The sequence below is a fragment of the Actinoplanes sichuanensis genome (assembly GCF_033097365.1).
In the GTDB taxonomy this organism is placed as follows: Bacteria; Actinomycetota; Actinomycetes; order Mycobacteriales; family Micromonosporaceae; genus Actinoplanes; species Actinoplanes sichuanensis.
Genome location: NZ_AP028461.1, coordinates 8,184,398 through 8,211,397 on the forward strand (window position 1 = coordinate 8,184,398; position 27,000 = coordinate 8,211,397).

23 protein-coding genes and 1 pseudogene are annotated in these 27,000 nt (G+C 71.4%); 9 read left to right on the forward strand and 15 right to left on the reverse strand.

What is annotated here, in order from left to right; translation table 11 throughout:
- Positions 1-56 precede the first annotated feature (56 nt).
- Entirely contained in the window at positions 57-1,439 is a 1,383-nt protein-coding gene (locus Q0Z83_RS37535; protein WP_317788065.1) for a serine hydrolase domain-containing protein, read from the reverse strand.
- On the reverse strand, positions 1,436-1,783 hold the full coding sequence (locus tag Q0Z83_RS37540; RefSeq protein WP_317788066.1) for an HIT domain-containing protein: 348 nt from the start codon (positions 1,781-1,783) through the stop codon (positions 1,436-1,438). Before Q0Z83_RS37540 ends, Q0Z83_RS37535 begins: the two co-directional genes overlap by 4 nt.
- A 74-nt stretch (positions 1,784-1,857) precedes the next feature.
- Here Q0Z83_RS37540 and Q0Z83_RS37545 point away from each other — a divergent pair, with 74 nt between their 5' ends.
- Positions 1,858-4,263 carry a glycoside hydrolase family 3 protein gene (locus Q0Z83_RS37545; RefSeq protein WP_317788068.1) on the forward strand — a complete coding sequence of 802 codons (2,406 nt, stop codon included), beginning with the start codon at positions 1,858-1,860 and terminating at the stop codon, positions 4,261-4,263.
- Positions 4,264-4,315: 52 nt separating this feature from the next.
- Positions 4,316-5,101 carry a class I SAM-dependent methyltransferase gene (locus tag Q0Z83_RS37550; RefSeq protein WP_317788069.1) on the forward strand — a complete coding sequence of 262 codons (786 nt, stop codon included), beginning with the start codon at positions 4,316-4,318 and terminating at the stop codon, positions 5,099-5,101.
- Between the two features lie 25 nt (positions 5,102-5,126).
- On the opposite strand, the gene Q0Z83_RS37555 is transcribed toward Q0Z83_RS37550, so the two are convergent.
- Together Q0Z83_RS37555 and Q0Z83_RS37560 are read right to left on the reverse strand one after the other, a co-directional pair.
- Positions 5,127-5,861: a 16S rRNA (uracil(1498)-N(3))-methyltransferase gene (locus Q0Z83_RS37555; RefSeq protein ID WP_317788070.1), complete on the reverse strand. Its 735-nt coding sequence runs from the start codon at positions 5,859-5,861 to the stop codon at positions 5,127-5,129.
- A 26-nt stretch (positions 5,862-5,887) separates the two neighbouring features.
- Positions 5,888-6,484 (reverse strand): TetR/AcrR family transcriptional regulator, encoded by a 597-nt coding sequence (locus tag Q0Z83_RS37560; protein ID WP_317788071.1) that lies wholly within the window; start codon positions 6,482-6,484, stop codon positions 5,888-5,890.
- 114 nt (positions 6,485-6,598) lie between these two features.
- On the opposite strand from Q0Z83_RS37560, the gene Q0Z83_RS37565 reads away from it, so the two are divergent.
- Both Q0Z83_RS37565 and Q0Z83_RS37570 read left to right on the forward strand, forming a co-directional pair.
- Positions 6,599-7,465, forward strand: a complete 867-nt coding sequence (locus tag Q0Z83_RS37565; RefSeq protein ID WP_317788072.1) for a TIGR03620 family F420-dependent LLM class oxidoreductase — start codon at positions 6,599-6,601, stop codon at positions 7,463-7,465.
- A 23-nt stretch (positions 7,466-7,488) separates the two neighbouring features.
- Positions 7,489-8,238, forward strand: coding sequence for an SDR family NAD(P)-dependent oxidoreductase (locus Q0Z83_RS37570; protein WP_317788073.1), 750 nt, complete (start codon positions 7,489-7,491; stop codon positions 8,236-8,238).
- A gap of 64 nt (positions 8,239-8,302) precedes the next feature.
- Here Q0Z83_RS37570 and dnaJ read toward each other — a convergent pair whose 3' ends face one another.
- The 3 genes from dnaJ to hemW all read right to left on the reverse strand — a co-directional run bounded on the left by dnaJ (position 8,303) and on the right by hemW (position 11,822).
- Entirely contained in the window at positions 8,303-9,439 is a 1,137-nt protein-coding gene (dnaJ, locus tag Q0Z83_RS37575) for a molecular chaperone DnaJ (RefSeq protein WP_317788074.1), read from the reverse strand.
- Positions 9,440-9,473: 34 nt separating this feature from the next.
- Positions 9,474-10,496: a heat-inducible transcriptional repressor HrcA gene (hrcA, locus tag Q0Z83_RS37580; protein WP_317788076.1), complete on the reverse strand. Its 1,023-nt coding sequence runs from the start codon at positions 10,494-10,496 to the stop codon at positions 9,474-9,476.
- A 126-nt stretch (positions 10,497-10,622) separates the two neighbouring features.
- A complete protein-coding gene (hemW, locus tag Q0Z83_RS37585) occupies positions 10,623-11,822 on the reverse strand; it encodes a radical SAM family heme chaperone HemW (RefSeq protein ID WP_317788077.1) in 1,200 nt (399 codons plus the stop codon).
- Between the two features lie 31 nt (positions 11,823-11,853).
- Between hemW and Q0Z83_RS37590 the strand changes: the two genes are divergently transcribed.
- From Q0Z83_RS37590 to Q0Z83_RS37600, 3 genes are all read left to right on the forward strand, one after another.
- Entirely contained in the window at positions 11,854-12,618 is a 765-nt protein-coding gene (locus Q0Z83_RS37590) for an enoyl-CoA hydratase-related protein (RefSeq protein WP_317788078.1), read from the forward strand.
- Positions 12,619-12,708: 90 nt separating this feature from the next.
- Complete coding sequence (locus Q0Z83_RS37595; RefSeq protein ID WP_317788079.1) at positions 12,709-13,569, forward strand: hypothetical protein; 861 nt, start codon at positions 12,709-12,711, stop codon at positions 13,567-13,569.
- Positions 13,570-13,682: 113 nt separating this feature from the next.
- A complete protein-coding gene (locus Q0Z83_RS37600; protein WP_317788080.1) occupies positions 13,683-15,404 on the forward strand; it encodes a PAS domain-containing protein in 1,722 nt (573 codons plus the stop codon).
- Between the two features lie 144 nt (positions 15,405-15,548).
- Here the strand turns inward: Q0Z83_RS37600 and Q0Z83_RS37605 are convergent, their stop codons facing one another.
- From Q0Z83_RS37605 to Q0Z83_RS37615, 3 genes are all read right to left on the reverse strand, one after another.
- Positions 15,549-15,830, reverse strand: a complete 282-nt coding sequence (locus Q0Z83_RS37605) for a GlsB/YeaQ/YmgE family stress response membrane protein (protein ID WP_317788081.1) — start codon at positions 15,828-15,830, stop codon at positions 15,549-15,551.
- Between the two features lie 81 nt (positions 15,831-15,911).
- A complete protein-coding gene (gene lepA, locus Q0Z83_RS37610) occupies positions 15,912-17,792 on the reverse strand; it encodes a translation elongation factor 4 (RefSeq protein WP_317788082.1) in 1,881 nt (626 codons plus the stop codon).
- Positions 17,793-18,394: 602 nt separating this feature from the next.
- A complete protein-coding gene (locus Q0Z83_RS37615) occupies positions 18,395-18,928 on the reverse strand; it encodes a DUF4240 domain-containing protein (RefSeq protein ID WP_317788083.1) in 534 nt (177 codons plus the stop codon).
- 53 nt (positions 18,929-18,981) lie between these two features.
- Here Q0Z83_RS37615 and Q0Z83_RS37620 point away from each other — a divergent pair, with 53 nt between their 5' ends.
- Both Q0Z83_RS37620 and rpsT read left to right on the forward strand, forming a co-directional pair.
- Positions 18,982-19,986, forward strand: coding sequence for a phosphotransferase (locus Q0Z83_RS37620; protein WP_317788084.1), 1,005 nt, complete (start codon positions 18,982-18,984; stop codon positions 19,984-19,986).
- Positions 19,987-20,160: 174 nt separating this feature from the next.
- Positions 20,161-20,427, forward strand: a complete 267-nt coding sequence (gene rpsT / locus Q0Z83_RS37625; RefSeq protein ID WP_093621541.1) for a 30S ribosomal protein S20 — start codon at positions 20,161-20,163, stop codon at positions 20,425-20,427.
- Positions 20,428-21,084: 657 nt separating this feature from the next.
- On the opposite strand, the gene Q0Z83_RS37630 is transcribed toward rpsT, so the two are convergent.
- The 5 genes and pseudogenes from Q0Z83_RS37630 to Q0Z83_RS37650 form a co-directional block, all read right to left on the reverse strand.
- The gene (locus Q0Z83_RS37630) at positions 21,085-21,357 is read right to left on the reverse strand and encodes a hypothetical protein (RefSeq protein ID WP_317797410.1); all 273 of its coding nucleotides are present in this window, start codon (positions 21,355-21,357) and stop codon (positions 21,085-21,087) included.
- 1,032 nt (positions 21,358-22,389) lie between these two features.
- A pseudogene (locus Q0Z83_RS37635) lies at positions 22,390-22,605 on the reverse strand (hypothetical protein); the annotation flags it as partial.
- Entirely contained in the window at positions 22,602-23,585 is a 984-nt protein-coding gene (holA, locus tag Q0Z83_RS37640) for a DNA polymerase III subunit delta (RefSeq protein WP_317788085.1), read from the reverse strand. The pseudogene Q0Z83_RS37635 and the gene holA, both read right to left, overlap by 4 nt.
- 341 nt (positions 23,586-23,926) lie before the next feature.
- A complete protein-coding gene (locus tag Q0Z83_RS37645; protein ID WP_317788086.1) occupies positions 23,927-26,275 on the reverse strand; it encodes a DNA internalization-related competence protein ComEC/Rec2 in 2,349 nt (782 codons plus the stop codon).
- The gene (locus Q0Z83_RS37650) at positions 26,275-27,000 is read right to left on the reverse strand and encodes a helix-hairpin-helix domain-containing protein (protein WP_378078664.1); all 726 of its coding nucleotides are present in this window, start codon (positions 26,998-27,000) and stop codon (positions 26,275-26,277) included. The genes Q0Z83_RS37645 and Q0Z83_RS37650 overlap by 1 nt, the downstream gene beginning before the upstream one ends.

Genomic DNA, 27,000 nt, shown 5'->3' on the forward strand with positions numbered 1-27,000 from the left:
TCGTGCCATCCTATCCGCTCGCCCGCCCGCACGCCGATGCCATTATCGCCGGTCCGCTATTCGGGGCCGTCTGTCGCCCGGCCCCCGTCGAAGGCCTCCTGTGCTCTGGTGAAGCGATAGGTCGCCCAGTGCATCCGGGCCACCCCGCCGCGGTCGTCACGGGTCAGCCGCAGCAACTCGCCGGCTTCCCGCCCGGAGACCGTGCGGAGCACGTCCACCTCATCCGGCAGCGGCTCGAAGACCGCCGGTGGGCGGCTCGCCGGGGCGTCGACCGCCCGCGCCTGCAACCGGCCGTCGTGCCAGGCGAAGACGAACTCCATCCCCTCGCTCCACCAGCGTCCCAGCACCGGCCGGTAGGTGGCCGGAGCGGGCCGGGCGGCACGCCACGGCCGGATCTCCGCCGGGTCCGACTCGACCGCGATCCGCAGCAGCTCGTGCACCAGTTCGTTGGTCTGCGGCGCGGTACCGGACGAGCCGAGCACCGCACAGCCCAGCGCGCCCGGGTTGCCGTCGCCACCGCGCCGGCCGTAGACGCCGGCCAGGAAACCGGGCATCGCCCCGTCGTGGCCGACGTGCATCACCCGCTTGCCCTCCGGGGCCAGGATCAGCCCGAGCCCGAAACCGAGCGCCCACAGGTTCTCGTCGGTGGTGGTCAGCGGCCAACGCATCTCGTCGACGGTCCCGGCGGCGAGCACCCGCCCGCCCGGGTCGACGATCTCGGGACTGGCCAGGAACGCCGCCCACCGGGCCATGTCACCGGCGGTGCTCCAGATCTGGGCGGCCGGGGCCAGTCCGGCCACGTCGATCGGGGGTTCGGGGCGGGCCGCGTCGGAGTACGCGTCGACGAGGTAGCCGATCGCGGCCTGCTCCGGCCGGGCGACGGTGGTGGCGGCCAGCCCGAGCGGGCCGAGGATCCGCTCCTGGGTGATCTCGGCCCAGGTGCCGCCGCGCAGTTTGGCGACGACCTGGCCGAGCACGGCGAGACCCAGGTTGGAGTAGTGGAAGCGCCGGGCGTTGGGCAGCACCCGCTCGGCCCGGTCCAGCTCGGCGAGCATCCGACCGGCGTCCGGGGCGAGCAGGCTGTCCCAGACGTCGCCGTACGGCTCCCGCTGGAACCCGGCGGTGTGCGAGAGCAGCCGCCGGATCGTGGCGTCGCCGTGCGCCGGCAGGTCGAGGTAGGCCGAGACCGGCTGGTCGAGGTCGAGCAGCCCGTCGTCGCGGGCCTGCATGACCAGCACCGCGGTGAACGTCTTGGTGACCGATCCGATCCGGAACCGGCTGTCCGGTCCGAGCGGGTGCTCCGGGTTGCCGGACTCGCCGACGGTGAAGACCCACGGCTCCCGGTCGGAGCGGTGCAGCGCGACCGAGAGCGCGGGTATCCGGCCGTCGGCCTGGACCCGCCTGGTGGCCCGCTCGTAACGCGGGGCGGGCGTGCTCACGACCGAGCCAGCATCGGGCCGAGCGGCGCGCCGCCGACGACGTGCGCGTGTACGTGGAAGACCTCCTGGCCGCCGTGCGCGCCGGTGTTGAAGATGACCCGGAAGCCCTGGTCCAGGCCCTCGATCTCGGCGACGGTGGCCGCGGTGGCCAGCACGTCGGCGGCCGCGGCCGGGTCGGTGGCGAGCTCGATCACGTTCGCGTGGTGGGCGACCGGGATGACCAGCACGTGGGTGGGCGCTTTGGGGTCGATGTCTCGGAAGGCCACCGTGGTCGCGGTGCGGTGCACGACCGTGGCCGGGATCTCGCCGGCCACGATCCGGCAGAACAGGCAGGAGTTTTCCACCTGATGGATCTTATGGGCCGGGCGTGGGCTTAGATGGTCGACGGACCCTCCGACACACTCCTGGGAGCGCTCTCATGATCGACCTCGACCCGTTACTCCAGCAGCTCAGCCTGGAGGAGAAGGTCTCGCTGCTGACCGGACAGGACTTCTGGTCGCTACCGGCGATCCCCCGCATCGGGCTGAGCTCGCTCGTCATGTCGGACGGTCCGGTCGGCGTCCGCGGCACCGGCTACACCCCCGACGACCCGTCGGTCGCGCTGCCCAGCCCCACCGCACTCGCCGCCACCTGGGACGTGGCGCTGGCCCGCCGGGCCGGCCGGCTACTCGGCCAGGAGTCCCGGCGCAAGGGCGTGCACCTGCTGCTCGGCCCGACCGTCAACCTGCACCGCACCCCGCTCGGCGGCCGGCACTTCGAGTGCTACTCCGAGGACCCGCTGCTGACCGGTGAGATCGCCGTCGGCTTCGTCGAGGGCGTCCAGCAGCACCACGTCGGCACCACGGTGAAACACCTGGTCGGCAACGACTTCGAGACCGAGCGGATGACCGTCGACGTACGGATCCCGGAGCGCGCGCTGCGCGAGCTGTACCTGGCGCCGTTCGAGCGGGTCGCGGCGGCCGGCGGGTGGGGCGTGATGAGCGCTTACAACGGGGTCAACGGCGCGTCGATGGCCGCGAACGGCCGGATCCAGGACGAGATCCTGAAACGCGAGTGGGGCTTCGACGGGGTGGTCGTCTCCGACTGGCGGGCCGCCCGGGACACGGTGGCATCGGCGCTCGGCGGCCTGGACATCGCCATGCCGGCGATGGACAACCCGTGGGGCCCGGCGCTGGTCGCGGCGGTCCGGTCCGGCGCCGTCGGGGAGGACGTGATCGACGAGAAGGTACGCCGGGTGTTGCTCCTCGCCGCGCGTACCGGCGCCCTGGATCTTCTCGGGACCCCCGATCTGCCGCTCGACGAGGACGGCGACGACGTGGCGCACGACGTGGCCGTGGGCTCGTTCGTGCTGGCCCGCAACGTCGACCTCGCCCTCCCGCTGGAGCCGGCCGAGCTGACCCGGGTCGCCGTGATCGGTGCCCTGGCCACCGATGCCCGGGTACTCGGCGGCGGCAGTGCCCAGGTCACTCCCCGGCACGTGATCTCGCCGCTCGACGGGCTCCGCGCCGACCTGCCGGGGGTCGACGTGGCGTACGCGATCGGCGCCGACCCGCGACCGTTCCTGCCGGCCGCGCAGGGCCCGGACTGGGCGCCGTTCCGGTTCGTCGTCCACGATCACGACGTCCCGGTCGAGACGGCCACGATCCGCTGGATCGGCGACCCGCCGGCCGGGCTGGACGTGGCCGGGATCACCACCCTGGAACTGCACACCGAGCTCACCCCCGAGGTGGGCGGCGAGCACGTCCTGGCGGTCTCCGGATTCGGCGCGTTCGAGCTGGTCGTCGGCGGGGAGAAGCTCTACGAGGGTTCGCTGCACCCGCCCGGCACCGGCCGCGCCGACCTGCTGCTGCACCCCAGGGAGCAGCGCTTCTCGGTCACCCTGGAGGCGGGTGTGCCGGTCCCGGTGCTGCTCCGGCAGCGCTTCGAGCCGGGGGCGGCGCACTCGGTGTCGACCACGCTCGGTCACCGCGCGCCCGGTCCGGACGAGGAGGGGCTGATCGCCGAGGCGGTCGAGCTGGCCGCCCGGTCGGATGTCGCGGTGGTCGTGGTCGGCACCACCGAGCAGGTCGAGTCGGAGGGTTTCGACCGTACCTCGCTGGCTCTTCCGGGCCGTCAGGACGAGCTGGTGTCCCGGGTCGCGGCGGCCAATCCGCGGACGATCGTCGTGGTCAACGCCGGTTCACCGGTGCTGCTGCCGTGGTCCGAGGAGGTCGCGGCGGTCCTGCTGACCTGGTTCCCGGGGCAGGAGGCGGGCGCCGCGCTGGCCGACGTGCTGCTCGGGGTCGCCGAGCCCGGCGGCCGACTGCCGACCACCTGGCCGCGCAGCGAGAAGGACTGCCCGGTCCTCGACGTCAAGCCGTCGGACGGCACGCTCGGTTACGACGAGGGGATCTTCATCGGATACCGCGGATGGTTGCGGCAGGCGACCGAGCCGCTGTTCGCCTTCGGTCACGGCCTGGGATACACCGAGTGGTCGTACGACCACATGGCGCACTCCGGGTCGGAGGTCCGGGTGACCGTGACGAACACCGGCTGGCGCGCCGGTCGTGAGGTCGTGCAGGTCTACCTGTCCCCCGGCGCCGACACCCTGACCGCCTCCGAGGCGCCGGACATCGACTCACCCGTGGAGCGGCCGGAGCGCTGGCTGGCCGGGTTCGGAACCGTGGACGCCGAGCCGGGCGAGTCGGTCACCGTCACCATCCCGATCCCGGAGCGTGCCTTCCAGGTGTGGAACGACGGCTGGCAGACGGTCCCGGGCGCCTACACGGTGATCGCCGCGCACGCCCTCGACGACCCTCGCCGCTCCATCGAGATCACCGTCTGACCGGTCTTCCGGGGCGGGGTCGTCCGGTCCCGCCCCGGATAGATTGACGGTCATGACGACGCGCGAACGTGGACAGGTCTTCGGAGAACTGGCCGAGGAGTACGACCGGGTCCGTCCCGGTTACCCGGCCGAGCTGGTGACCGACGTCCTGGGACTGGCCGGCCCCGGCCCGGTCCTGGAGGTGGGTGCCGGCACCGGCAAGGCGACAGCGCTGTTCGCCGCCCGCGACGTCGACCTGACCTGCCTGGAGCCGGATCCCCGAATGGCCGCCGTGCTGCGCCGCGTCGTCCCCGGGGTGCCGGTGATCGAGTCCACGTTCGAGGGCTGGACGCCCGACCGGAGCTACGGCCTGGTGATCAGCGCCCAGGCCTGGCACTGGGTCGACCGGGACCGCCGCGACGCCCTCGCGTTCCAGGCGCTCGCTCCGGGCGGCCTGCTCGCCCCGTTCTGGAACGTCTTCCTGGTCCCCGACCGTGAGCTGCACACCGCCCTGGCCCAGGTGGACGCGCGACACGGCCTGGCCGGTGACGACTCCCCGCACTCACTGCGCCCCGACGACGTACCGGACGTCCCGCGTCCGTTCGCCGAGCAGTGGCCACAGCTGGCCGGGATCGAGGACCTCTTCACCGACCTGCGCACGTTGCGCTACCGCTCGGTCCGCTCCTACACGCCCGCCGAGTACCGGGCCCACCTGCACTCGATCTCCCTGTACCGGATGCTCGACGAGCCCCGCCGCGAGGCCGTCATCGACGACACCATCGCGGTCGTCGAGGCTCACGGCGACACGATCGACTTCGCCGTGCACACCTTCGTGGCACTGGCCCGCCGCCCGTCCTGAAACCCCAGACCGAAAGTCCGGCTGGTCACCAGCGGCCGAGACGGGCGGCGAGGACGGCGAGGGACGCGACGCCGGCGGTCGAGGTGCGCAGCACCTCGGTACCCAGGCGCACCGGCACCGCACCCGCCTCGCGGAAGACCTCCAGCTCGGCATCGCTGATGCCGCCCTCCGGGCCGACCACCAGCACCACCTCACCGGAGTCCGGCAGCTCGGCCGCGGTCAGCCGCTCGGTGGCCTCCTCGTGCAGCACGAACGCCGCCGCGGCCGCCGTCAGCCGGGCCGCGACCTGCTTGGTCGAGCAGTCCGGGTCACCGCCGACGATCGGAAGCCACGACCGTCGCGCCTGCTTCGCCGCCTCCCGCGCGGTCGCGGCCCACTTGTCGCGCGCCTTGAACCCGCGGTCGCCCCGCCACTGCGCCACCGACCGGGACGCCGCCCACGGCACGATCTCGTCCACGCCGACCTCGGTCATCGCCTGCACGGCCAGCTCGCCCCGGTCACCCTTGGCGATGCCCTGCACCACGACCAGGCGCGGATCGGCGGCCGGCTCCGCCGCGACGCTGCGGATCGCCAGGTCGACGCTGCCCCGGCCGACCGCGGTGACCTCGGCCCGGGCGGTGCCGCCACGCCCGTCGGCGAGGATCAGCGCCTCACCGGCACGTAGCCGCTGCACGGTGGCGGCATGATGCCCCTCCGGCCCGTCGAGGGTGAACGACGATCCGGTGGGCAGGCTCTCGACCAGGAACAGCGGCGCGGACATGCCCGCACGCTACCGAACCGCCCGATTCAGCTCGGGATGGCGGTCAGGGCGATGTCGATGGTGGCGTGCAGGCTCGCCCGGTCGGCGCCGGCCGCCGCGTGCACGGCATTGCCCTCGCTGACGACCATGACGTAGCGGGCCAGCGCCACCGGATCGGTCCCACTCGGCAGGTCGCCCTCGTCGACCGCCCGGGCCAGCCGCTCCGCGAGCGCCCTCTCCCCGGTGAGCCGGCTCTCGGCCAGGAACCGAGCGACATGGCCGCGATCACTCCCGGCGGCGAGCCCACCCTGGATGGAGAGGCATCCGGCCGGCCGGTCGGTCCGGGTGAGAGCGTCGGCATTGGCCCGGAGAAAACCCTCGATCACCGCGTACGCCGTGCGCCGCGCGAGTGCCTCCCGGGCGTACGCCATGTCGATCTCGGCATAGCGGGCGACCGCCAGTCGGAACAGTTCGTCCTTGTTGCCGAAGGCGGCGTACATGCTGGGCCGGTTTATGCCCATGGCCTCGGTGAGGTCACTGAGGGAGGCACCCTCGTAGCCCTGCCGCCAGAACACCTCGACCGCCCGGTCCAGTGCGGCGTCGGCATCGAACGAGCGCGGCCGCCCGCGGGTCTTCTCCGTCATCGGCACCTCCGCTCGTCGTGACGCAGCTCATCGTAACCGATCGGTACAGAAATACCCGGACCCGTGCTAGCGTTCCGTCATTGCATACCGATCGGTACAGAAATGGAGTCGGTCATGACGAGCCACGGTCTCGGGCGGGTCGGCCTCTGGAGCACCGAGCTGCGCGGCGCGGGCCGTGCCGAGGTGCGGGACGCCGTCGCCGAGCTGGACGAACTCGGTTGGAACACGCTCTGGCTACCCGGACTGGACGGCGGCGGCACCCTGGACGATCTCGGTCATCTACTGGCCGCGGCCCCGCACAGCCGGGTGGTGACCGGAGTGCTGAACATCTGGGGCCAGTCCCCCGCCACACTCTCGGACCGGATCGCCGAGCTCGACCACACGTACGGCCCGCGGTCCGTCGTCGGTCTCGGCATCGGCAGCCCGGCCGGCGCCGCCGCACACGGCCGGGAGTACGGCAGCCCGGTCGCCACGATGAGCCACTACCTGGACGAACTCGATCCACGGATCCCGGTCGGGCGGCGGCTGCTGGGCGCGCTCGGGCCACGGATGGTCGATCTCGCGGTGGCTCGGACCGCGGGCTGGCACCCGTTCCTGGTCACACCGGACTACGTCGCGGCCGAGCGGGCCCGCGTCGGCGGCCGAGCCTTCATCGCTCCGCACCAGGCGGTCGTGTTGGAGACCGACCCGGTACGGGCCCGGGCGGCGGCCCGTGCGGGCGTCGGCATGTTCCTCGGCTTCCCGACCTACCGCGCCAACCTGAAACGGCTCGGTTTCGGCGACGACGACCTGGTCCCGGACGGCAGCGACCGTCTGATCGACGCCCTGGTCGCCCACGGCACCGCGGACGATCTGGCCCGCCGGATCGACGAGCACCTGGCCGCGGGCGCCGACCACGTCGCCGTGCACGTCCTGACCGACCCGGCCGCCCACGGCCTGCCCCGCCGCGTGTGGCGGGAACTGGCCTCCCTCAATCGCTGAACAACCTCACCAAGGAGAAGATCATGGGACAGCTCGACGGAAAGACCGCCCTCGTCACCGGCGCCACCTCGGGCATCGGCCTCGCCGCCGCCCGGGCGCTGGCCGCCGAGGGGGCGCATGTCCTGCTCACCGGTCGGCGGCCGGAGGCACTGGACGCGGCGGTGGCCTCAATCGGGGCGAACGCCACCGGCATCCGCGCCGACGTCGCCGATCTGACCGATCTGGATCGGGTGGTGGCCGCGATCGAGAAGCGCGGCCGGGGACTCGACGTGCTGTTCGCCAATGCCGGCGGCGGCGAGTTCGGCGCGCTCGGGGAGATCACCTGGCAGCACTACGCCGACACGTTCAACACGAATGTGGGAGGCACCCTCTTCACCGTGCAGAAGGCGTTGCCGACGCTCAACCGAGGGGCCTCGGTGATCATCACGAGCTCGAACATCGACGTCAAAGGCGCCGCCGCGTTCAGCGTCTACGCCGCGAGCAAGGCGGCGCTGCGGTCGTTCACCCGCAGCTGGGCCGCCGAACTGACCGGCCGCGACATCCGGGTGAACAGCATCGCGCCCGGCCCGATCGAGACGCCCGGGCTGAGCGGTCTCGCCCCTGACCCGGCCGCCGCCGAACAGCTGCTCAAGGGCCTCGCGGCGGGCGTGCCGATGAACCGGCTGGGCCGCCCGGACGAGATCGCCGACGCGGTGGTCTTCCTGGCCTCGGCCCGCAGCAGCTTCATGACCGGCGCCGAGATCTACGTCGACGGCGGCGCGAGTCAGGTCTGAGCCGAAGCGGATTCAACGCCGGGTGTGACCGAAAGGGCACGCCCGGCGTCGGGGCCGCGAAGCGTCAGTGGCCGTTGAAAGCATCCCGCATCCGGCTGAAGAAGCCGCCCTGCTTGCTCAGCTCGGCGACGTCCTCCCCGCGGGTCTTGGCGAAGTCACGGAGCATCCGCTCCTGGTCGGCGGTGAGCTTGGTCGGCGTCTTGACGTCGAGGTGCACGAAGAGCTCACCGCGGCCCTGGCCCCGCAGGTGCGGGACGCCCTTGCCCCGGATGCGCAGCGTGCTGGCCGGCTGGGTACCCGGTTTGACCTCGATGTTCTCCTCGCCGTCGAGGGTCTTGATGGTCATCCGGGTGCCGAGCGCGGCCGCCGTCATCGGCAGGGTGACCCGGCAGTGCAGGTCGTCGCCCTTGCGCGAGTAGACGTCGTGCGGCCGCTCGTGGATCTCGACGTAGAGGTCGCCGGCGGTGCCGCCGCCCGGGCCGACCTCGCCCTGCTGGGCCAGCCGGATCCGCATGCCGTCCTCGACGCCCGCCGGGATCTTGACGGTGAGCGAGCGGCGTGTCCTTATCCGGCCGTCACCGGCACAGGTCGGGCAGGGGCTGGGAATGACCGTGCCGTGGCCCTGGCAGTTCTGGCAGGGGCGGGACGAGACGACCTGGCCGAGGAAGGTGCGCTGCACCGACTGGACCTCACCACGGCCGGAGCAGACCTCGCACGTCGACAGGTGGGTACCGGGAGCGGTGCCGGCGCCCGAGCACTGGGTGCAGAGGACCGCGGTGTCGACGGTGATCGGGGCTTCCACGCCGAAGGCGGTCTCGACCAGGTCGAGCTCGAGCCGGAGGATCGCGTCGGCGCCGGGACGCGTGCGCGGGCGCGGGCCACGGGAGCCACCACCGGCGGCCGTGCCGAAGAACGCGTCCATGATGTCCTGGAAACCGACGAACGGGCCGGCGCCACCGGCTCCACCGGGCATGCCTCCACCCGGCGCGAGCGGGTCGCCTCCGAGGTCGACGATCTGCCGCTTCTGATCGTCGGAGAGAACCTCGTACGCCGCGTTGATCTCTTTGAACTTCTCGTGCGCTTCCGGATCCGGGTTGACGTCCGGGTGGTACTGCCGAGCGAGTTTGCGGTAGGCGCGCTTGATCTCGTCGTCGGTTGCCTCCCGGCTCACACCGAGAATTCCGTAATAGTCCTTGGCCACGGGGTTTGGAGTCCTCAATGTCTGCGCGAATCCGTCAATTCTGTGCCAACAGGTCGCCAACGTAGCGTGCCACTGCACGAACGGTAGCGATAGTGCCGGGGTAGTCCATCCGGGTGGGGCCCACCACACCGAGCCCCCCAACGATCGTGGTACCCGGTCCGTAACCGCTGCTCACCACGGACGCCGACCGCAGGTTGTCGATCTGGTTCTCGTCGCCGATCAGGACCCGGGTGGTGCGGGGCTCCAGATCGCCGATGAGCTTCAGAAGGATGACCTCCTCCTCAAGAGCTTCGAGGACGGGCCGCAGCGTGCCCTGGAAGTCCAGCACACCCCCACGTGTCAAGTTGGGCATACCCGCCAGGGCGAGGCGCTCCTCACTCCGCTCGACCAGAGTCTCCAGCAGAACCGACGCCAGACACGTCATCGCCGCGCGGCGGTCGGGGGCCGACTCCTCGACCAGTTTCTGCACCAGGGAGGGGGTGTCGGCGAGCCGCTGCCCGGCCAGTTTCTCGTTGACCCGCAGCCGCAACTCCCACACCTCGCCGTCGGCGACCGGGCCGGGCATCTCGACGAGCCGCTGCTCGACCCGGCCGGTGTCGGTGATCATCACCAGCATCAGGCGGGTGGTGGAGATCGGCACCAGCTCCAGGTGGCGGACCGCGGAGCGGGACAGGCTCGGATACTGCACCACGGCGACCTGGCGGGTGAGCTGGGCCAGGAGCCGGACGGTGCGGTGCACCACGTCGTCGAGATCGACGGCACCGACCATGAACCGCTCGATGGCACGGCGCTCGGCCGGGCTGAGCGGCTTGATCTTGGTGAGCCGGTCGACGAAGAGCCGGTAGCCGGCATCGGTGGGCACCCGGCCGGCACTGGTGTGCGGCTGCCGGATGTAGCCCTCCTCCTCCAGCACGGCCATGTCGTTGCGGACGGTGGCCGGGGAGACACCGAGCTTGTGCCGGTCGACCAGGGCCTTGCTGCCCACCGGTTCCTGGGTCTCGACGTAGTCCTCGACGATCGCCCGGAGCACCTCGAGCTTGCGGTCATCCAGACTCATATGACCCCTCCCCCTGTTGGCACTCCTGCTAATAGAGTGCCAGTCTACGTCGCGGGCGGTCACAACGCGATGATCGAAAGTACGTACCGGGCTCGGATTTCGGGGCCGGACGGGTCAGAGTGGCCTTTACAGCACGTCGCGGACGACCGCGTCGGCCAGCAGCCGGCCCCGCAGGGTGAGCACGAGGGTCCCCTGTTCGTAGGCGCCCGGCTCGAGGAGCCCGTCGGCCAGGGCCTGCGCGGCACCCCTGGCGTCGACCCGGGCGAGTGGGATGCCCTCGCGCAGCCGCACCCGGAGCATCACGTCCTCCATGTGCCGGTCGGCGTCGGTCAGCAACTCCCGCGCGTGCCCCGGCGAAGTGCCATCGGTCAGGCGTTTCGCGTACGCCGACGGGTGTTTGACATTCCACCAGCGCACCCCGCCGACGTGGCTGTGCGCGCCCGGACCCAGCCCCCACCAGTCGGCGCCGGTCCAGTAGAGCAGGTTGTGCCGGCACTCCCCGCCGGTCCGGGCCCAGTTGGACACCTCATACCACTGGAAGCCGGCCGCGCTCAGCGCCGCCTCGGCGGCCAGGTAGCGGTCGGCCGCCACGTCGTCCGACGGGTAGGGCAGCTCACCCCGCCGCATCCGCCCGGCCATCCGGGTGCCGTCCTCGACGATCAGCGCGTAGGCGCTCACATGATCCACCCCGGCGTCCACGACCGCCTGGAGGGACCGCGCGAAGTCGTCCGGGCTCTCCCCCGGCGTGCCGTAGATCAGATCCAGGTTGACGTGCTCGAAGCCCGCCTCACGGGCCTCGATCGCGGCCTGCGGCGCACGACCGGCGGTGTGCTTGCGGTCGAGCACCCGCAGCACATTGTCGGCCGCGGACTGCATGCCGAGCGAGATCCGGGTGAACCCGGCGCCGCGCAACCGCCGCAGGTAGGCCGGGTCCACCGACTCCGGGTTGGCCTCGGTGGTCACCTCGGCACCCGGGGCCAACCCCCAGGTCCGGTCGATGCCCTCCAGGATCCGGCCCAGGTCGTCGGCGCTGAGCAGGGTGGGCGTGCCGCCGCCGACGAAGACCGTGTCGACCGGGCCGGGCTCGATCACCCGGGCCGCGAGGGTCAGCTCGGCCAGAACCGTCTCCGCGTACTCGTCGCGGCTCGCCCCGCCGCCCAGCTCACTGGCCGTGTAGGTGTTGAAGTCGCAGTACCCGCAGCGGCTGGCACAGAACGGGACGTGCACGTAGACCGCGAACCCGTTCTTGCCCACCTCACGGGTGGCGTCGTCGGGGAGCGACCCGTCGGAGGGTACGGGTTCGCCATCGGGGAGTGCGCCGGCCATCCGTCAAGTGTGCACGTCTTACAGTTCCGGGATGGATCTGGTCCGTACCGTCACCGCCGCCGGCGTGACCACGATGACAATCGACAACCCCGCCAACCGCAACGCGCTGTCCACCGCACTGCTCGGGCAGTTGCTGGACGCGCTCGCCGCATCGGCCGCCGACCCGGACAGCCGTGTGGTGGTTCTCACCCACGAGGGCCCGGTCTTCTCCTCGGGCGTCGACCTGAAGGAGACCGCCGCGGCCGGACCCGGCGACCGGCTGCCCGCCGAGATGCTGGCCGACGTGCTGGCCGTGCTCTGGGAGTTCGGGAAGCCGGTGATCGCCCGGATCGCCGGTCCGGCCCGGGCCGGCGGCCTCGGCCTGATCGGCGCGGCCGACATCGCGGTCTGCGTCCGCTCGGCCACCTTCGCCTTCACCGAGGTCCGGCTGGGCGTGATCCCCGCGGTGATCAGCTCGACCGTGCTGCCCCGCCTGTCACCCCGGGCCGCCGCCGATCTCTATCTGACCGGCGACGTCTTCGACGGCGCCCGGGCGGCCGAGATCGGCCTGGTCACCGCGGCCGTCGAGGAGGACGATCTGGACGACGCGGTGCGGCGTTACTGCTCCTCACTCATCCGCGGCGGTCCGCTCGCGCTGGCCGGCACCAAACAACTTCTGCGGCGTACGCGGGCCGACTCGATCCGGGCCGACCTGGCCGATCTCGCGCACCGCTCGGCCGGTTACTTCAAGTCGGCCGAGGGGCGCGAGGGTGTGGCCGCCGCCCGCGAGAAACGCGACCCGGAGTGGATCCGCTGAACGCCCCGGTCGGGTGCCCTCGGGCACAGTGACGCCGGACCGCAAGCGCTCGTTGTCTAGGCTTGGCGTCCGGCGTCAGAGGAGGTGTGAGTGCGCGCGAGACCGATCGTGGGCGTGATCGCCCTGCTGTCCGTCGCCGTGGTGGCCGGCGTGGTCGTTCTGATCAACAATCTGGCCGGCACCATCAAGCTGCCGCAACTCGGTCCCGAGTGCACGGTCCGGGCCGACGGTCAGGTCACTCTCGACACCGCCCAGATGGCCAACGCGGCGACCATCGCCGCGGTCGGTGTCCGGCGCGGCATGCCGGAGCAGGCGATCGTGGTCGCGCTGGCCACCGCCTTCCAGGAGTCGAAACTGGAGAATCTGGACAGTGGTGACCGCGACTCGGTCGGCCTGTTCCAGCAGCGACCCAGCCAGGGGTGGGGCACGGTCGAGCAGATCAGTGACCCGCGCTATGCGGCCGGCAAGTTCTACGCGGCCCTCAAGAAGGTCAAGGGCTGGGAGAAGATGCGGGTCACCGACGCCGCCCAGCGGGTGCAGCGGTCGGCCTATCCGGAGGCCTACGAGAAGTGGGCCGACGAGTCGAAGGTGCTGGCCGCCGCGCTCAACGGCCGGGCCACCGGCGCCGTCGAGTGTGTCGTGCCGGACATCCCGACGGTGCGCGGTGCGGAGGCGGCCGCCGCGCTGTTGAGCAGCCTCCAGCTGGATTGGGGCAAGAAACTGGCCGGTCAGGCCCGTAGCGCCGAGGCAGCCGGTCTCACGGTCGAGGTCGCCGACCCGAGCGTCGGGTGGCGGTTCGCGCACTGGCTGGTTTCGCACGCGTCGGCCACCGGTCTCGAACGGGTACGTTTCGGCGATCTGGAGTGGCACGCGCCGGAGGGAAAGTGGCAGCCGGTAACCGGGGGCGACGGGACCGGCCAGGCGCAGGTGGTAGCGGAGGTCTTTCATTGAGACACCCCCGGAAGTATCGGTGACTAGCCGTAATGTCTCGCTTGCCGGAAAGTGGTAGCGCTGCGTATACATCCACATGGACAGTGCGCAACCGCCCTGGTACTAAGTAGGTCGTGCTGAGGGCGATCGAGTGGATCCTGCTGGGAGCGGGCAGCGCCGGCGCCATCCTCTGGGGCGTTCACCGGCACCGCCCGACCCGCCGTGCGCCATGGTTGCTGCTGGCCGGAGCGGTGGCCACCCTGGCGCTCGGGGACGTCTTCTACGCGTACGACCGGATGGCTCTCGCCGACACGTCCTACCTGTTGATGTTCGCCCTGGTGGCGCTGAGCCTGCTGCAGTTCACCCGGGGCGGCGCGCTGCTCGTCGACCGGGCCCGCCTGATCGACCTGGTGGCGTTCGCCTGTTCCAGCATGCTCGTCGTCTGGGTCTTCGTGATCAGTGTGGACGGCCGGTTCGGTGCGGTCTCCCCCGCCGACGTGATCGGTGACCTGCTGCTGGTCGGTGTCGCCACGCGCCTGGTGGTCGCCGACCACCGCAACGTCGCCGCGATCCTGCTGCTCACCGGGTCGATCGGCATGCTCACCGGCGACATCCTCTACCCGCTGAGCGGGGAGAGCGCGGCCGCCGAGTCCACCTTCGTGCTGCTCTACCTGGCGTGGGGGCTGTCCGCGCTGCACCCGTCGATGGGCCGGCTGACCGAGCCACGCCCGGCCCGGATGGCGCCGTGGCGGTTCCGCGACACCATCCTGCTCGCCCTGTCCGCGGCCACCCCACCCGTCGTGCTGATCATCGAGGCGGTGTCCGGACCGGTCCGCAACGGAGTGGTGATCGCGGTCACCGGGGCGATCACCCTGCTCCTCATGATCACTCGACTGGCCGACGCCGTGCACCAGCACAGCCAGGCCCTGGCCCGGGAGCGCGGCCTGCGCTCGGCGAACACCGCCCTGGTCGCGGCGGCCGACGTCCCCGCCGTCGAGGAGGCGGTCCGCGTCGCCGTCACCCGCCTACTGCCTCCCGGCAGCGTCCGCCGGGTGATCCTCGCCACCGACGGCGCACGGTTGCCCCGCGAGGACCTTTCTCCCCTCACCGACACCGCGCGGCCGTCCCGCGACAGCCGCCCTTCCCCCGCGGACGCACGGTCGTCCCGCGACGGCCGGCCGGATGGGCTCGGCGAAGCCGGCTCCCACAGCTGGTGGACCAGCGCGGCCGATCCGGACGAGCGCACCCTGATCTGCCCGCTCCGGCTGGAACCGCTGGCCGTGGCCCGGCCCAGCGGCGGCGCCCTGATCATCACCGGGCGCCGGGAGGCGCTGGTCGCCGGGCGCGACGCGCTCGAGGTGCTGGCCGGGGAGGCGGCGCTGGCCCTCGACCGGATCACCCTGGTCGAGGCGATCGGCCGCCGGGACAGCGACCTCTACCTGCGGGCCGTCACCGGCAACACCGCGGAGATCATGGCGGTCGTCGACTCCGACCACCGGATCCGCTACGCGAGTCCGGGTCTGCGACGTCTCATCGGGGCCGGCGACCTGCCGCCCCTCACGGTTCTCGACGATCTGGTCAATTCCGACGACCGCGAGACGGTACGCCGTGCGCTGCGCACCGAGGGCGACGGCACGGTGTATTGCGCCCTGCACCGAACCGACGGCACGCAGGTGTTCGTCGCCATGGCGTACCGGGACCTGCGACACGACCGCCTCGTCCAGGGCCTGGTCGTCACGCTCCGGCCGGTCGGCAACACGGGCGACGTGGTCGACCCCGCCCCACACCACGAACACCAGGGCGAACTACCCGCCTGGGTGAACCGGCGCAGCGCCCGCCACAAGTTCCGGTACTGATCCCCCACGCCCGGCCTGTCCACAAGTTCCGGTACTGATCCCACGCCCGGCCTGTTCCGTACGACTCGACCATTTCGCTCCGGGCACGCGAAAAGCCGGCCCCGCCGTTGGGGCCGGCTTTTCGCGTTCGGTTCAGACCGTGGATCAGCGGGTCAGGCGACGACGGCCACTGGTGCCGGCGACCAGGGCCACACCGATGGCGGCCAGGACGACCTGGAAGAAGAACTCGATCCAGTCGAAGCCACGGGTGTCGGCGACACCCAGCGCCCGAGCCAGCACGGTGCCCAGCAGAGCGGCGACGACACCGACGACCATGGTCAGCCAGATCGGGATGTTCTGCTTGCCCGGCACCACGAGCCGGCCAAGCGCACCGATGACCAGACCGACGATCAGGGCGACGATGATGCCGGTAAGCGTGAATTCCATCAGGTCCTCCTCGGGGGTGGAGCTTGTTGGTTGCGTCCGTCGAGCCCCTGTGTTCCCGACCCCCCGAGGAATCAAACCGCCCTATTTTTTAGCTGTCCCCTTGGTGTCAGTGCTATCGGATGTGGACAGCGCGGCGATGAAGGCCTCCTGCGGCACCTCCACCCGGCCGACCATCTTCATCCGCTTCTTGCCTTCCTTCTGCTTCTCCAGCAGCTTCCGCTTCCGGCTGATGTCACCGCCGTAGCACTTCGCGAGCACGTCCTTGCGGATGGCACGGATCGTCTCGCGGGCGATGATCCGGCTGCCGATGGCCGCCTGGATCGGCACCTCGAACTGCTGCCGCGGGATGAGTTTCTGCAGCTTGGCGGCGATCGTCGTGCCATAGGTGTACGCCTTGTCCTTGTGCACGATCGCACTGAAGGCGTCGACCGGCTCGCCGTGCAGCAGGATGTCCACCTTCACCAGGTCGGCCACCTGCTCACCGGAGGGCTCGTAGTCGAGTGACGCGTACCCCTTGGTCTTGCTCTTGAGCTGGTCGAAGAAGTCGAAGATGATCTCCGCGAGCGGAAGCGTGTAGCGCAGCTCCACCCGTTCGGAGGACAGGTACTCCATACCGAGCAGGCTGCCGCGGCGGCTCTGGCACAGCTCCATGACGGCACCGACGTACTCGTTCGGTACCAGCACCGTGGCCCGTACCACCGGCTCGTGGATCTCGGCGATCTTGCCGCTCGGGAACTCGCTCGGGTTGGTGACCACCGAGTCCTTACCGTCCTCGGTGAACACCTGGTACACCACGTTCGGCGCGGTGGAGATCAGGTCCAGGCCGAACTCGCGCTCCAGCCGCTCACCGATGATCTCCAGGTGAAGCAGGCCCAGGTAGCCGACGCGGAACCCGAACCCGAGCGCCGCCGACGTCTCCGGCTCGTAGGTGAGTGCCGCGTCGTTCAGCTTCAGCTTGTCGAGCGCGTCCCGCAGCGCCGGATAGTCCGAGCCGTCGATCGGGTAGAGGCCCGAGTAGACCATCGGCTTCGGGTCCTTGTAGCCGCCGAGCGCCTCCTTGGCGGGCCGGTTGTTGCCGGTGACGGTGTCGCCGACCTTCGACTGGCGGACGTCCTTCACACCGGTGATCAGGTAACCGACCTCGCCGACACCGAGCGCCGTCGCCTTCTCCATCTCGGGCGAGACGACACCGATCTCCAGCAGCTCGTGCACCGCGCCGGTGGACATCATCTTGATCTTGTCGCGCGCCTCGATCCGGCCGTCGATCACACGGACGTAGGTGACCACGCCGCGATAGACGTCATACACCGAGTCGAAGATCATCGCGCGGGCCGGAGCCGCCGCGTCGCCGACCGGAGCCACGAACTGGCGGACGATCTCGTCCAGCAGATGGTCCACGCCGACACCCGTCTTGCCGGAGACCCGCAGCACGTCGGAGGGCTCGCAGCCGATCAGCTTGGCCAGCTCCTCGGCATATTTCTCCGGCTGCGCCGCGGGCAGGTCGATCTTGTTGAGCACCGGGATGATGTGGAGGTCGTTCTCCATCGCCAGATACAGGTTCGCGAGGGTCTGAGCCTCGATGCCCTGCGCGGCGTCGACCAGCAGAACGGCGCCCTCACAGGCGGCCAGGCTCCGCGACACCTCGTAGGTGAAGTCGACGTGCCCGGGAGTGTCGATCATGTTGAGGACGACCGACTCACCCTGCCTGTCACCCTCCCGAACCGTCCAGGGCATGCGCACGGCCTGCGACTTGATGGTGATGCCGCGCTCGCGTTCGATGTCCATCCGGTCGAGATACTGAGCGCGCATCTGGCGCGGGTCGACCACCCCGGTGATCTGCAACATCCGGTCGGCCAGCGTCGACTTGCCGTGGTCGATGTGGGCGATGATGCAGAAGTTGCGGATGCGGCTGGGATCGGTCGATCCGATCACGTTCACGCCGGGGTCGAGCGGTCCAGGCACGGTCTTCCGTTCTTCTCGGGCTTGGCTGCGGGCGCCGACTCAACCGTCGGCGCTCCCTATCGTCCCACGCCCGGAAGGGCAGGTCCGATCACACCCGTTCCAGCGGCCCACCCGAACCCGCCAACCTCCGCCCCCAACCGGATCCCCCGGACGATTCACCCCACCGACTGCCCGGCACCTCACCCAACCCACCGCCGGCATCCGCTGCCCAGGACCGGCCCAGCCGCCGCCCCCTCTGGGCGCACGCGTCGCCTCCCGGCCTCCGCCGCCCAAGACCCGCGCGGCGCCAAGCCCGCAATCCGCCTCCCGGCCTCCGCCGCCCAAGACCCGCGCGGCGCCAAGCCCGCAATCCGCCTCCCGGCATCCGCGACCCAAGACCCGCACGGCCCACGATCCGCCTCCCGCCATCGCCGCCTCTGCCCGGCCCGCGCCCACCATCGCCGGCCGACCCGCCCGGCCCGCGATGCGCTTACCGCGCCCACGGGACCGCCGGACCGTCGCCTCTGCCCGGTCCGCGGGTCCGCCTCCCGGCATCCGCCGGTCGCGGGACCGCCTGGGGTGCCGACCGCTCCCGACCGGCCGACGAGGGCCGGTTCGCGCGGTCAGTCCGGGGGCTCCAGGAACAGGGCGGCCAGCCGCGGCAGGCGGCGGCGCATCTCGTCCTCGTTGTCGAAATCCCACAGGTCGGCCACCTCGGGACGGGTCCGTGGTCGCTCCTCGGCGGGCAGCGGCCCCCCGGTCGCCTCCTCGTAGGCGCGGGCCGCGATGCCGAGCACCTCCTCCGCCTCGAACACCGCTCCGGTGTCCGCCGCCTCCTTGATCACCACCACGTTGGCCAACACATCCGGTTTCTGCACGGCGGCCGCCACCGCCTTGCGCCCATGCGCGATGAGCCAGCCCCGGAAGGCGTCGAACCCGGCCTCGTCAGCGCCGCTGTTGATCAGATAGGCGGCCGCCCAGAGATCCTCGGTGCCGGAGGCGACCATCACCTTGTCGAGATGGCGGCCCCACGCGACGATCTCCTCCGGATCGCGCGTGGCCAGGTCGGCGACGGCACGCTCGGCCACCTGGGCGGGCGAGGCCGGCCGGTCGGCGGTGGCGCGGTCGATGACCGCCCAGAAATCGTCGGTTCGCATGCCGCGATCCTGCCAGTGCGGTACGACATTTCCGCGCGCGGCAGGATGGGGTCATGCGGCCGATCACTCTGCCCGACGTTCCGTACGGCGCGACGGCCGTACGACCGCAATGGTCTGACCTGCCGGATCGCGTGCGGGAAGCGATCAGCCGACGTCTCGAATCGCCGGTGTCCGCCGCGCGCAGCGCCGGTGGCGGTTTCACTCGGGCCCTCGCCAGCGTGCTCGACACCGAGGCCGGGACCAGCGTGTTCGTGAAGGCTGCGCCGTTGAGTGACCCGGTTTCCGGGTGGTATGCCCGGGAAGCCGCACTGACCGCGGCTCTCCCACCGGAGGTGACGGCGGCCCGTCCGCTCTGGTCGATGACCGATTCCGATTGGTACGTGCTGTGCCTGCCCGCGATCGACGGACGGATCCCGGAGTTGCCCTGGTCACCGGAGGATCTGGACACCACCCTGCGTACCTGGTCGGCCGCGGCGACCGCACTCGCCTACCCGTCGCCACAGCTCCTCGAGATCGGCATGCCGGCGCTCCCGGAGATCCTGCGCGACGAGATGTCCTGGTGGTCGCTGATCGCCGCCCGCCGCGCGCCGATGCCCGAGCCCGCCCTCCCCACGATCGCTCCACAGCGGCTGGCCGAACTGGCGAGACTCGAACGCGCGCTGCCCGCGCTGGCGGTCGGCGACGGGATGTGTCACGGCGATCTGCGGATCGACAACGTGCTCATCGACCGGGACGGCCGGGCCTGGCTGTGCGACTGGACCTGGCCGTGCCTCGGCGCGCCCTGGTTCGACACGGTGACGTTGCTGGTCAGCGCGTACGCCAGCGGCCTGGACACGGATTCCGTCCTGCGGGCGTGGGGCGCTCCCGACGAAGGGGTGGACGGGGCGCTGGCCGCGCTCGCCGGGTACTGGCTGACGCGAGCCGGGGACGGCCCGAGCAGCGCGTCGCCGCACAGCCGGCAGCATCAGCGGTTCAGCGGCGAACAGGCGCTCGCCTGGCTGGCCGAGCGCCGCGGATGGGCCGCGGAACCCGCCCGGCGCCGCTGGTTCCGCCGGTGAGAGGCGCTGAAACCGGAGCCGTTTTGGCGGCCCGTTGGCGTGCTGGTAACCTGGTACCTCGCGTGTGGTGACACGCTGTTGTTTCCTGCACCGGCCTCGCCGGATCGAGACGGCCGCGCGGTGACCATTCGTTTTAGACCATTGTTTCCGAACTAGTCAGGACAAGGCTGTCGCGTGGCGAACATCAAGTCCCAGATCAAGCGCAACCGGCAGAACGAGAAGGCCCGTCTGCGCAACAAGTCGGTCAAGTCTTCGCTGAAGACCGTGATCCGCAAGCTGCACGAGGCGAGTGACTCGGGCAACGTCGAGTCGGCCACCGCGCTGCTGCGTGACGCTTCGCGCCAGCTGGACAAGGCCGTCAGCAAGGGCGTCATTCACAAGAACCAGGCGGCCAACCGCAAGTCGGCCATCGCCAAGAAGATCGCCTCGCTGTCCGCCTGATCCGCTCGTTCTGGATCAGGTCACAGCCGCATGGACGCGGCTGATGACCCGCACCCGCCGTTGAGGCGGGTCGGCTCGGACAAACCCGGGCACCGCCGGACCTGATGGTCCGTGCCGGTGCCCGGTTTCGTTTCTGGGTAGCCACGTGGCGACCTCCGAACAGCACACCAACGGGCGAAGCTGACAAGGCGCAAGAACGGACGCTTCCCGACGCGAATCGGACCGCAGGCGAGACACCCGTCGCGTGGTGATCTACAGCGCGAATCGCCGCCGAACGTTCATGAATTTCTGACGAGACGCAACCGCGGACGCCGTAGGCGCAGAACGAGCCGCACATCACCACGGTTCAGGCGACCCCCGGTGCTGAACGAGCCCATCATCACGATGCAGGCGACCCACGGCGCAGAACGAGCCACGCACCCACGGTTAAGGCGATCCACGGCACGGACAAGCCGCGAATCACCACAATGCGTATCACCACAATGCGGACGAGACGCGGCGCGGAGCGTGCCACGGATCACTACAGCGGACGAGACGCGGCGCAGAACGAGCCACGGATCACCACAATGCGGACGAGACACACCGTGTGACGGCCTCAAGTGTGGAACGGCCCGCGGATCACCACGCTGGGGGCGGCGACCCGCGGAGCGACCCGAGTCACTCGTAGCGACGAGAGGCGGCCTGGCGGGCCATCTGCTGCCGCACGTCGAGCTCGTCAGCCCAGGCCCGGCGGACCGGAGCGTTGTGCCCGCGTGGTTCCTCCACTGCGGGGTCGACCGTCGAGCGCGCCGGGTACTGTCCGTCATCCCCGTATCCCCCGGCGGCAAGCGAGTAGCCGGTGCCGGTGAGGCCCCGCGAGTACGACCCGGGGTACCCGACGGCCGGCGCCTCCGGCATTCCGTCGCCAGGGGCGGTCGGGTCGTATCCCACCGGCTCCGGCGAAACAATCGGCGCGTATCCCCCAGAAAGCGGCATATTCGCAGGTGTGAACCCTCCGGCGACCGGCGCGGCGGTAGGTGTGAACCCGCTCTCACCGAACTCATGGTCGTAGGCCGCTCCGGCAGGCGAAGTCCCACGGCCGTCCGGCCGCCAACCAGGGGAAGACCCTGCACCGCGAGAGGCCCTCTCGGCACGAGAGGCCCCCTCAGCCTGGGAGGCCTGCTCAGCGGAGGCCTGCTCAATCTGAGAGCCCCTCTCGGCATGAGAGCCCCCCTCAGCACGAGAGCCCCCCTCAGCATGCGAAGGCCCCTCAGCGTAGGAAGGCCCCTCCGTAAAAGACGTCCCCTCACCAAGGGAAGGCCGCTCCGCAGAGAAGGGCCCTTCGGCAAGGCGAGACCCCGAAGCCGACCCATAGGTGCCAACAGGTCCGGCAGAGGTCAGCCCGAAGCCGCCGGCTTCTCCGGCTGAAGGCACCCCGTGGCCCGGGCCAGCCCGATATCCGCCCGACCGCCCGCCCGAAGCCGCCCCATACATCCCGGACCGATCACTGGAAGCCGACCCGTAAACCCCAGCCGACCCATGAACCCCGACCCGCCCACCCGAATCCGAGCCCGAGGCTTGGCCCGACTCCGGGCTCAAGCCCGACTCCGGATCAGAACCCCAGGCCTGACCCGAGACCTGACTCACGCCGGAAACCTGGCTCGCGCCCGAAAAGTGACCCGCCCCGGAGACATGACCCACACTCGAAACGTGGCTTCCGCCCGAAACGCGACTCCCGCCCGAGACCTGGCTCACGCCCGGGACCAAGGCCTGACCCGAGCCCACGGCACTGCCATAGACGCCGGTCCACTCAGCAGCCGGCGCCGACCCCCCGGTCGCCCGAGTGAAAGCCGCCCCCGCCGGCCCGAACCCACTGCCCCGCTGCGACACACCGGTGGCCGCCGCTTCGTCGGACGAGGTCGGCATCGCCGGTCGCAGCACGGCCGTCCGGGACGACGCGCCCTCGGTGGCGACCGGCTGCGGGACGAACGCCCCGGCGACCAGGTCGTTGAACTTGACCATCAACGCGACGGTCACCGGCAACACCACCACGCCCCACCAGCTGACCAGCTCAGCGAGGGCGAGCAGGATGCCGAGCACGACAGCGCCTTCGAGGAAGACGAAACACAGAAGCCCACTGGGCGCGAGATGACGCAGCCGAAGCACGCGGGCGTAAAGGGGCTTGTGGGCCCGACTCATCGGGAGCCTCCGTCACGACGGGCGGCAGCGATCGCGAAGACCGTCTGCTCGAGGGCGTAACCACGATCCTCCGCACCGCCCTTGACCGCGGCGTTGCAGTCGGCGGCCGCCCGCATCGCGTCGACCAGGCCCTCCGGCGTCCATCCGCGGCTGCGGGCCTGCGCCTTCTCGATCTTCCAGGCCGGCATGCCCAAACTGCCGGCCAGCTGGTACGGGTTACCGCGCCCCGCCGAAGCGACCCGAGCCACCGTCCGCACCCCGTCGGCCAGGGCGTCCGCGATCGGCACCGGATCCACGCCGACGTGCAGCGCCCAGCGCAGTGCCTCGAGCGCACCGGGCAGATCGCCGACCATGGCCGCGTCCGCGACCGCGAACCCGGTGACCTCGGCGCGCCCCTTGTAGTACCGAGCGACGACCGCCTCGGTGATCTTGCCGTCGGTGTCGGCGAGCAGCTGTGAGCAGGCCGCGGCGATCTCGCGCAGGTCGGTGCCGACGGCCTGGAGCAGCGCGGCCGCGGCGGAGTCGTCACACCGGGCGCCGTTGCGGCGGAACTCGTTGCGGACGAACGCGATCCGCTCGGAGTCCTTCTTCATCTTCATCACCGGCACGACGGTGGCCCCGGCGGCACGCAGCCCGTCAGCGAACGCCTTGCCCTTGGCCCCACCCACGTGAGTGACGATCAGATTGACCTCGGGGTCCGGGCTCTTCGCGTAGGCGAGCAGCGCGATGGTCAGATCCTTACGCGCATCCTGACCGCTTCTGATCACCAGGACGCGACGACCGCCGAAGAGTGACGGACTCAGCATCTCGGCGACCTCGCCCGCGGCCAGGGTGCCGCCCTCATACTCCCGGACGTCGGCCCCGGGGTCGGCCGCCCGCGCGGCCTCGATCGCCTCGGCGACGGCACGGGCGGCGAGCAGCTCCTCGTCGCCTTGGACGAGCAGCAACGAGGGGGGTGGCGGGGCATTCACGTGCAACATCGTCGCACGGGCCACCGACAGTTCCGCGAGCCTCACTCGTTAGCGCAGGCCGCTGATCACCGAACGCGAAACCAGACATATCAACACCCGGATATGCCCACACCGCCGTACAGTCGCTGAACTCAGGCGCAATACTCGGTACGTCCGATTTGGGCGTTTCGCAGCCCATTGAAGCGATCCGGCCTAAAATCCGCCCGCGCGCATCCCTCACCCGGGCGTGTCACACATCGGCACCTTCCGCCGACCCCTCACCAGCGACGCCGCCCCGGCCCGGCAACACGAATCCGACCCGACGCCACCCCCGGCCCGGCAAACGCGTATCCGACCCGGCGACGCCCACCTCAGGCGGACACCCCACGCGCCACCACCCCGAGGCCGCCACCGGCCACGACCACAGCCACATCCCCCGACTCATCGGTACGCAGCACCCGCGCTCCACCCCGCGCGATCCGAGCGAGCAGCACCTGATTCGGATGCCCGTAGTCGTTGTCCCGCCCGACCGAGACCAGCGCCACCACCGGCCGTACCGCATCGAGAAGTGACGTCGCCTGCAAGGCGCTCCCGTGATGCGCGACCTTCAGCACGTCCGCCCGCAGCGCGGGCGCCCCGAGCACGCTGACCAGGTCCTCCTGCTCCTCGGTCTCGGCATCGCCGAGCAACAGCACCGACCGCCCGCCCGACACGGCCCGCAGGATCAGCGAGTTGTTGTTCGGATCCGAGTTGGTGCCGCGCATCGGTGTGATCGGCCCGAGAACCTCCAGGATCAACCCCCCGCTCCGGTACGCCCACCCGCGCCCCACCGACTGCACCGCGATCCCGGCCGCGGCCGCCACCTCCGTCACCGCGCGCCGCCCACCGGCCGGTTCCGGCCAGTCCGGCCCGATGACCGCACCCACCTCCCGGCCGCGGAACACCCCCGTCACGCCTCCGATGTGGTCGGCGTGGAAGTGGCTGACCACCAGCACCGCCACCTGCTCGACGCCGAGTCGCCGCAGGCACCTGTCGATCGCGTCCGGTTCCGGCCCGGCATCGACGACCACCGCCCGTCCGGGCCCGGCGGCCAGCACCACGGCGTCTCCCTGACCGACCTCGCAGGCCACCACGAGCCAGCCCGTCGGCGGCCAGCCGGACGCGAGGAGCCGCACCGGCAGCGCGCCGAGGATCGCACCGAGGGCGACGACGGTGGCCAGCCGGCGCACCACCACCCGCCGCGCCGCCACCAGGAACACGACGGTCAGCACCGCGAGCAGCACCCCGCCGAACGCACCGCCGGGCCAGGGCAGCGCTCCGGCGGGCAGCCGCGCCCCGGTGTGCGCGACCAGCACCAGCCACTCGGTGGGCCAGTGCCCGGCCCAGGCGACGAACTCGGCGCCGGCCGGCCACACCGGAGACAGCACCGCCGCCAGCACGCCGCACAGTGTGGCCGGAGCGATCGCCGGCACCGCGACCAGGTTGGCCGGCACCGCCACCAGGCTGACCGTGCCGGAGATGGCCGCGACCACCGGCCCGCAGGCGACCTGGGCGGCCGCCGGGACGGCCAACGCCTCGGCCACCCCGGCCGGGAACCCGCGCCGACGCAGCCCGTCCCGCCAGACCGGGGCGATCAGCAGGAGGCCGGCCGTGGCCATCACCGACAGCGCGAACCCGGCGTCGGCGGCGAGTTCCGGGTCGGCGATCAGGAGCACCGCCGCACCCGCGGCCAGCGCCGGAACCGCGGCCCGGCTGCGCCCGGCGGCCAGCCCGAGCAGCCCGATGGCCCCCATCGCACCGGCCCGGATCACGCTCGGGGACGGCCGAGCCAGGATCACGAACCCGACCAGCGCGACCGCACAGAGCACCGCACAGAGCACCGGCCCGGCCCGGGCCCGCCGCACCACGAACAGCACCACGCCGAGGACGATCGCCACGTTGGTGCCGGAGACCGCGGTCAAGTGGGTGAGTCCGGTGGTCCGGAAGTCCTCCTCCAGCGCCGGGTCGAGGCGGCTCGTGTCACCCACCACGAGTCCCGGAAGCAGCCCACCCGAGTCGTCCGGCAGTGGCTCGCAGGCCCGCTGCAGACCGGCCCGCAGCACCCCCGCGCCCCGCTGCGCCCAGGACGGCGTGCCGAGCAGGCGGGGTGGTGTCCGCGCCGACACGACCGCGGCTCGCAGATCGCCGGGCCGAGGCGCCATGAGCCGCCCGGACGTCGCCACCCGCTGGCCGGGAAGCAGCCCCCGCCAACCCGGATCCGCGCCGAGCACCAGGGCCCGCGCCGACAGCCGGACCGGCGCGGAGTCCTCGGCGGTCACCGTCTCCAGATCGACGGCGACCAGATGGGTGGGCGGCCCGGAAGTCGTGGCCAGCGGCCGGGGATCGTCCCGGACGACCACCTCCACCTGCACGGTCGCCCCGGCCGCGACCAGCCCGGCCAGCGCCGGAGCCTCCCGGACCGAGACCCGGGCCGCCGTGGCGACCGCCCCGCACCCGACCCCGAGCGCGACAGCCACCCCGATCCAGCGGACCGCCCCGACCCACCAACCGCGGTCGAGCCGGCCGAGCACCACTGCCGAAAGCAGCCCGACGGCCCCGACCACCAGCCCTCGGCCGGCCGACAGGTGAAGAGCGCTCAACGCGGCCGACCAGAGCCCGACGGTGAACCCGGCCAGCCGCAGATCCGGAACCCGCCGAGCCTCCGGAGACACCCCGCCCATCAGACCGTCACCAGGTCTTTCAGCTGCTCGTAGCGGGACTCCCCGATCCCGTCGACCTTGCGGAGATCGGTGACCGCCCGAAACCCGCCCTGAGCGTCCCGGGCGTCCAGGATCCGCTGGGCGAGCACCGGTCCCACTCCGGGCAGCGTGTCCAACTGACCGAGGGTGGCCGTGTTGAGGTTGATCAGGCCGCCGGCCGCCCCGGGAGCGGCTCCACCGGTGGCCGCACCCGGTGGCGGCGACACCCCCACCATGATCAGCTCACCGTCGACGACCTTCCGGGCGAGGTTGAGCGGCGCCACGTCCACCCCCGGCTGAGCACCACCGGCCGCCTCCAGCGCGTCCGCCACCCGGGACCCGGCCGCGAGCCGCACCAGGCCCGGCTTTCGGACCTTCCCACCGACGGCGACGACGAGCTCACCCACCGGAGCCACCGACGCAGCCGGCGTCACCCCGGAGACGGTGGCCGCCCCGTCGGAGACCACCTCATCCACCTGTGGCCGCGATTTCCAGGCCAGGAACCCCGCCACGAGCACGACGACGACGGCTACCGCGGCCATCGCCCGCACCCCGGGCCGCCCGGGATCAAAGGCGTGCAGCCACTGCCGCCGCCCACCCTCGAACGCCCCTTGCCCGCTGACCCCACCCGCGGCGGAGTCCGGCGGATAGGCCGAAGACTCCCGCGAACCGCCGCCGCGCCGCCCTCCGGGTCCACCGTCCGCCAC

Excerpts from the sequence above, each read along its gene's own strand:
- Q0Z83_RS37620 (WP_317788084.1), top strand. The coding sequence starts at position 18,982 with ATGCGGCCGATCACTCTGCCCGACGTTCCGTACGGCGCGACGGCCGTA.
- Q0Z83_RS37605 (WP_317788081.1), bottom strand. The coding sequence starts at position 15,830 with ATGGAATTCACGCTTACCGGCATCATCGTCGCCCTGATCGTCGGTCTG.
- hrcA (WP_317788076.1), bottom strand. The coding sequence starts at position 10,496 with ATGAGTCTGGATGACCGCAAGCTCGAGGTGCTCCGGGCGATCGTCGAG.
- Q0Z83_RS37550 (WP_317788069.1), top strand. The coding sequence starts at position 4,316 with ATGACGACGCGCGAACGTGGACAGGTCTTCGGAGAACTGGCCGAGGAG.
- Q0Z83_RS37645 (WP_317788086.1), bottom strand. The coding sequence starts at position 26,275 with ATGGGCGGGGTGTCTCCGGAGGCTCGGCGGGTTCCGGATCTGCGGCTG.
- Q0Z83_RS37615 (WP_317788083.1), bottom strand. The coding sequence starts at position 18,928 with ATGCGAACCGACGATTTCTGGGCGGTCATCGACCGCGCCACCGCCGAC.
- Q0Z83_RS37555 (WP_317788070.1), bottom strand. The coding sequence starts at position 5,861 with ATGTCCGCGCCGCTGTTCCTGGTCGAGAGCCTGCCCACCGGATCGTCG.
- Q0Z83_RS37590 (WP_317788078.1), top strand. The coding sequence starts at position 11,854 with ATGGATCTGGTCCGTACCGTCACCGCCGCCGGCGTGACCACGATGACA.
- Q0Z83_RS37570 (WP_317788073.1), top strand. The coding sequence starts at position 7,489 with ATGGGACAGCTCGACGGAAAGACCGCCCTCGTCACCGGCGCCACCTCG.
- hemW (WP_317788077.1), bottom strand. The coding sequence starts at position 11,822 with ATGGCCGGCGCACTCCCCGATGGCGAACCCGTACCCTCCGACGGGTCG.
- Q0Z83_RS37545 (WP_317788068.1), top strand. The coding sequence starts at position 1,858 with ATGATCGACCTCGACCCGTTACTCCAGCAGCTCAGCCTGGAGGAGAAG.
- Q0Z83_RS37560 (WP_317788071.1), bottom strand. The coding sequence starts at position 6,484 with ATGACGGAGAAGACCCGCGGGCGGCCGCGCTCGTTCGATGCCGACGCC.
- holA (WP_317788085.1), bottom strand. The coding sequence starts at position 23,585 with ATGTTGCACGTGAATGCCCCGCCACCCCCCTCGTTGCTGCTCGTCCAA.
- Q0Z83_RS37565 (WP_317788072.1), top strand. The coding sequence starts at position 6,599 with ATGACGAGCCACGGTCTCGGGCGGGTCGGCCTCTGGAGCACCGAGCTG.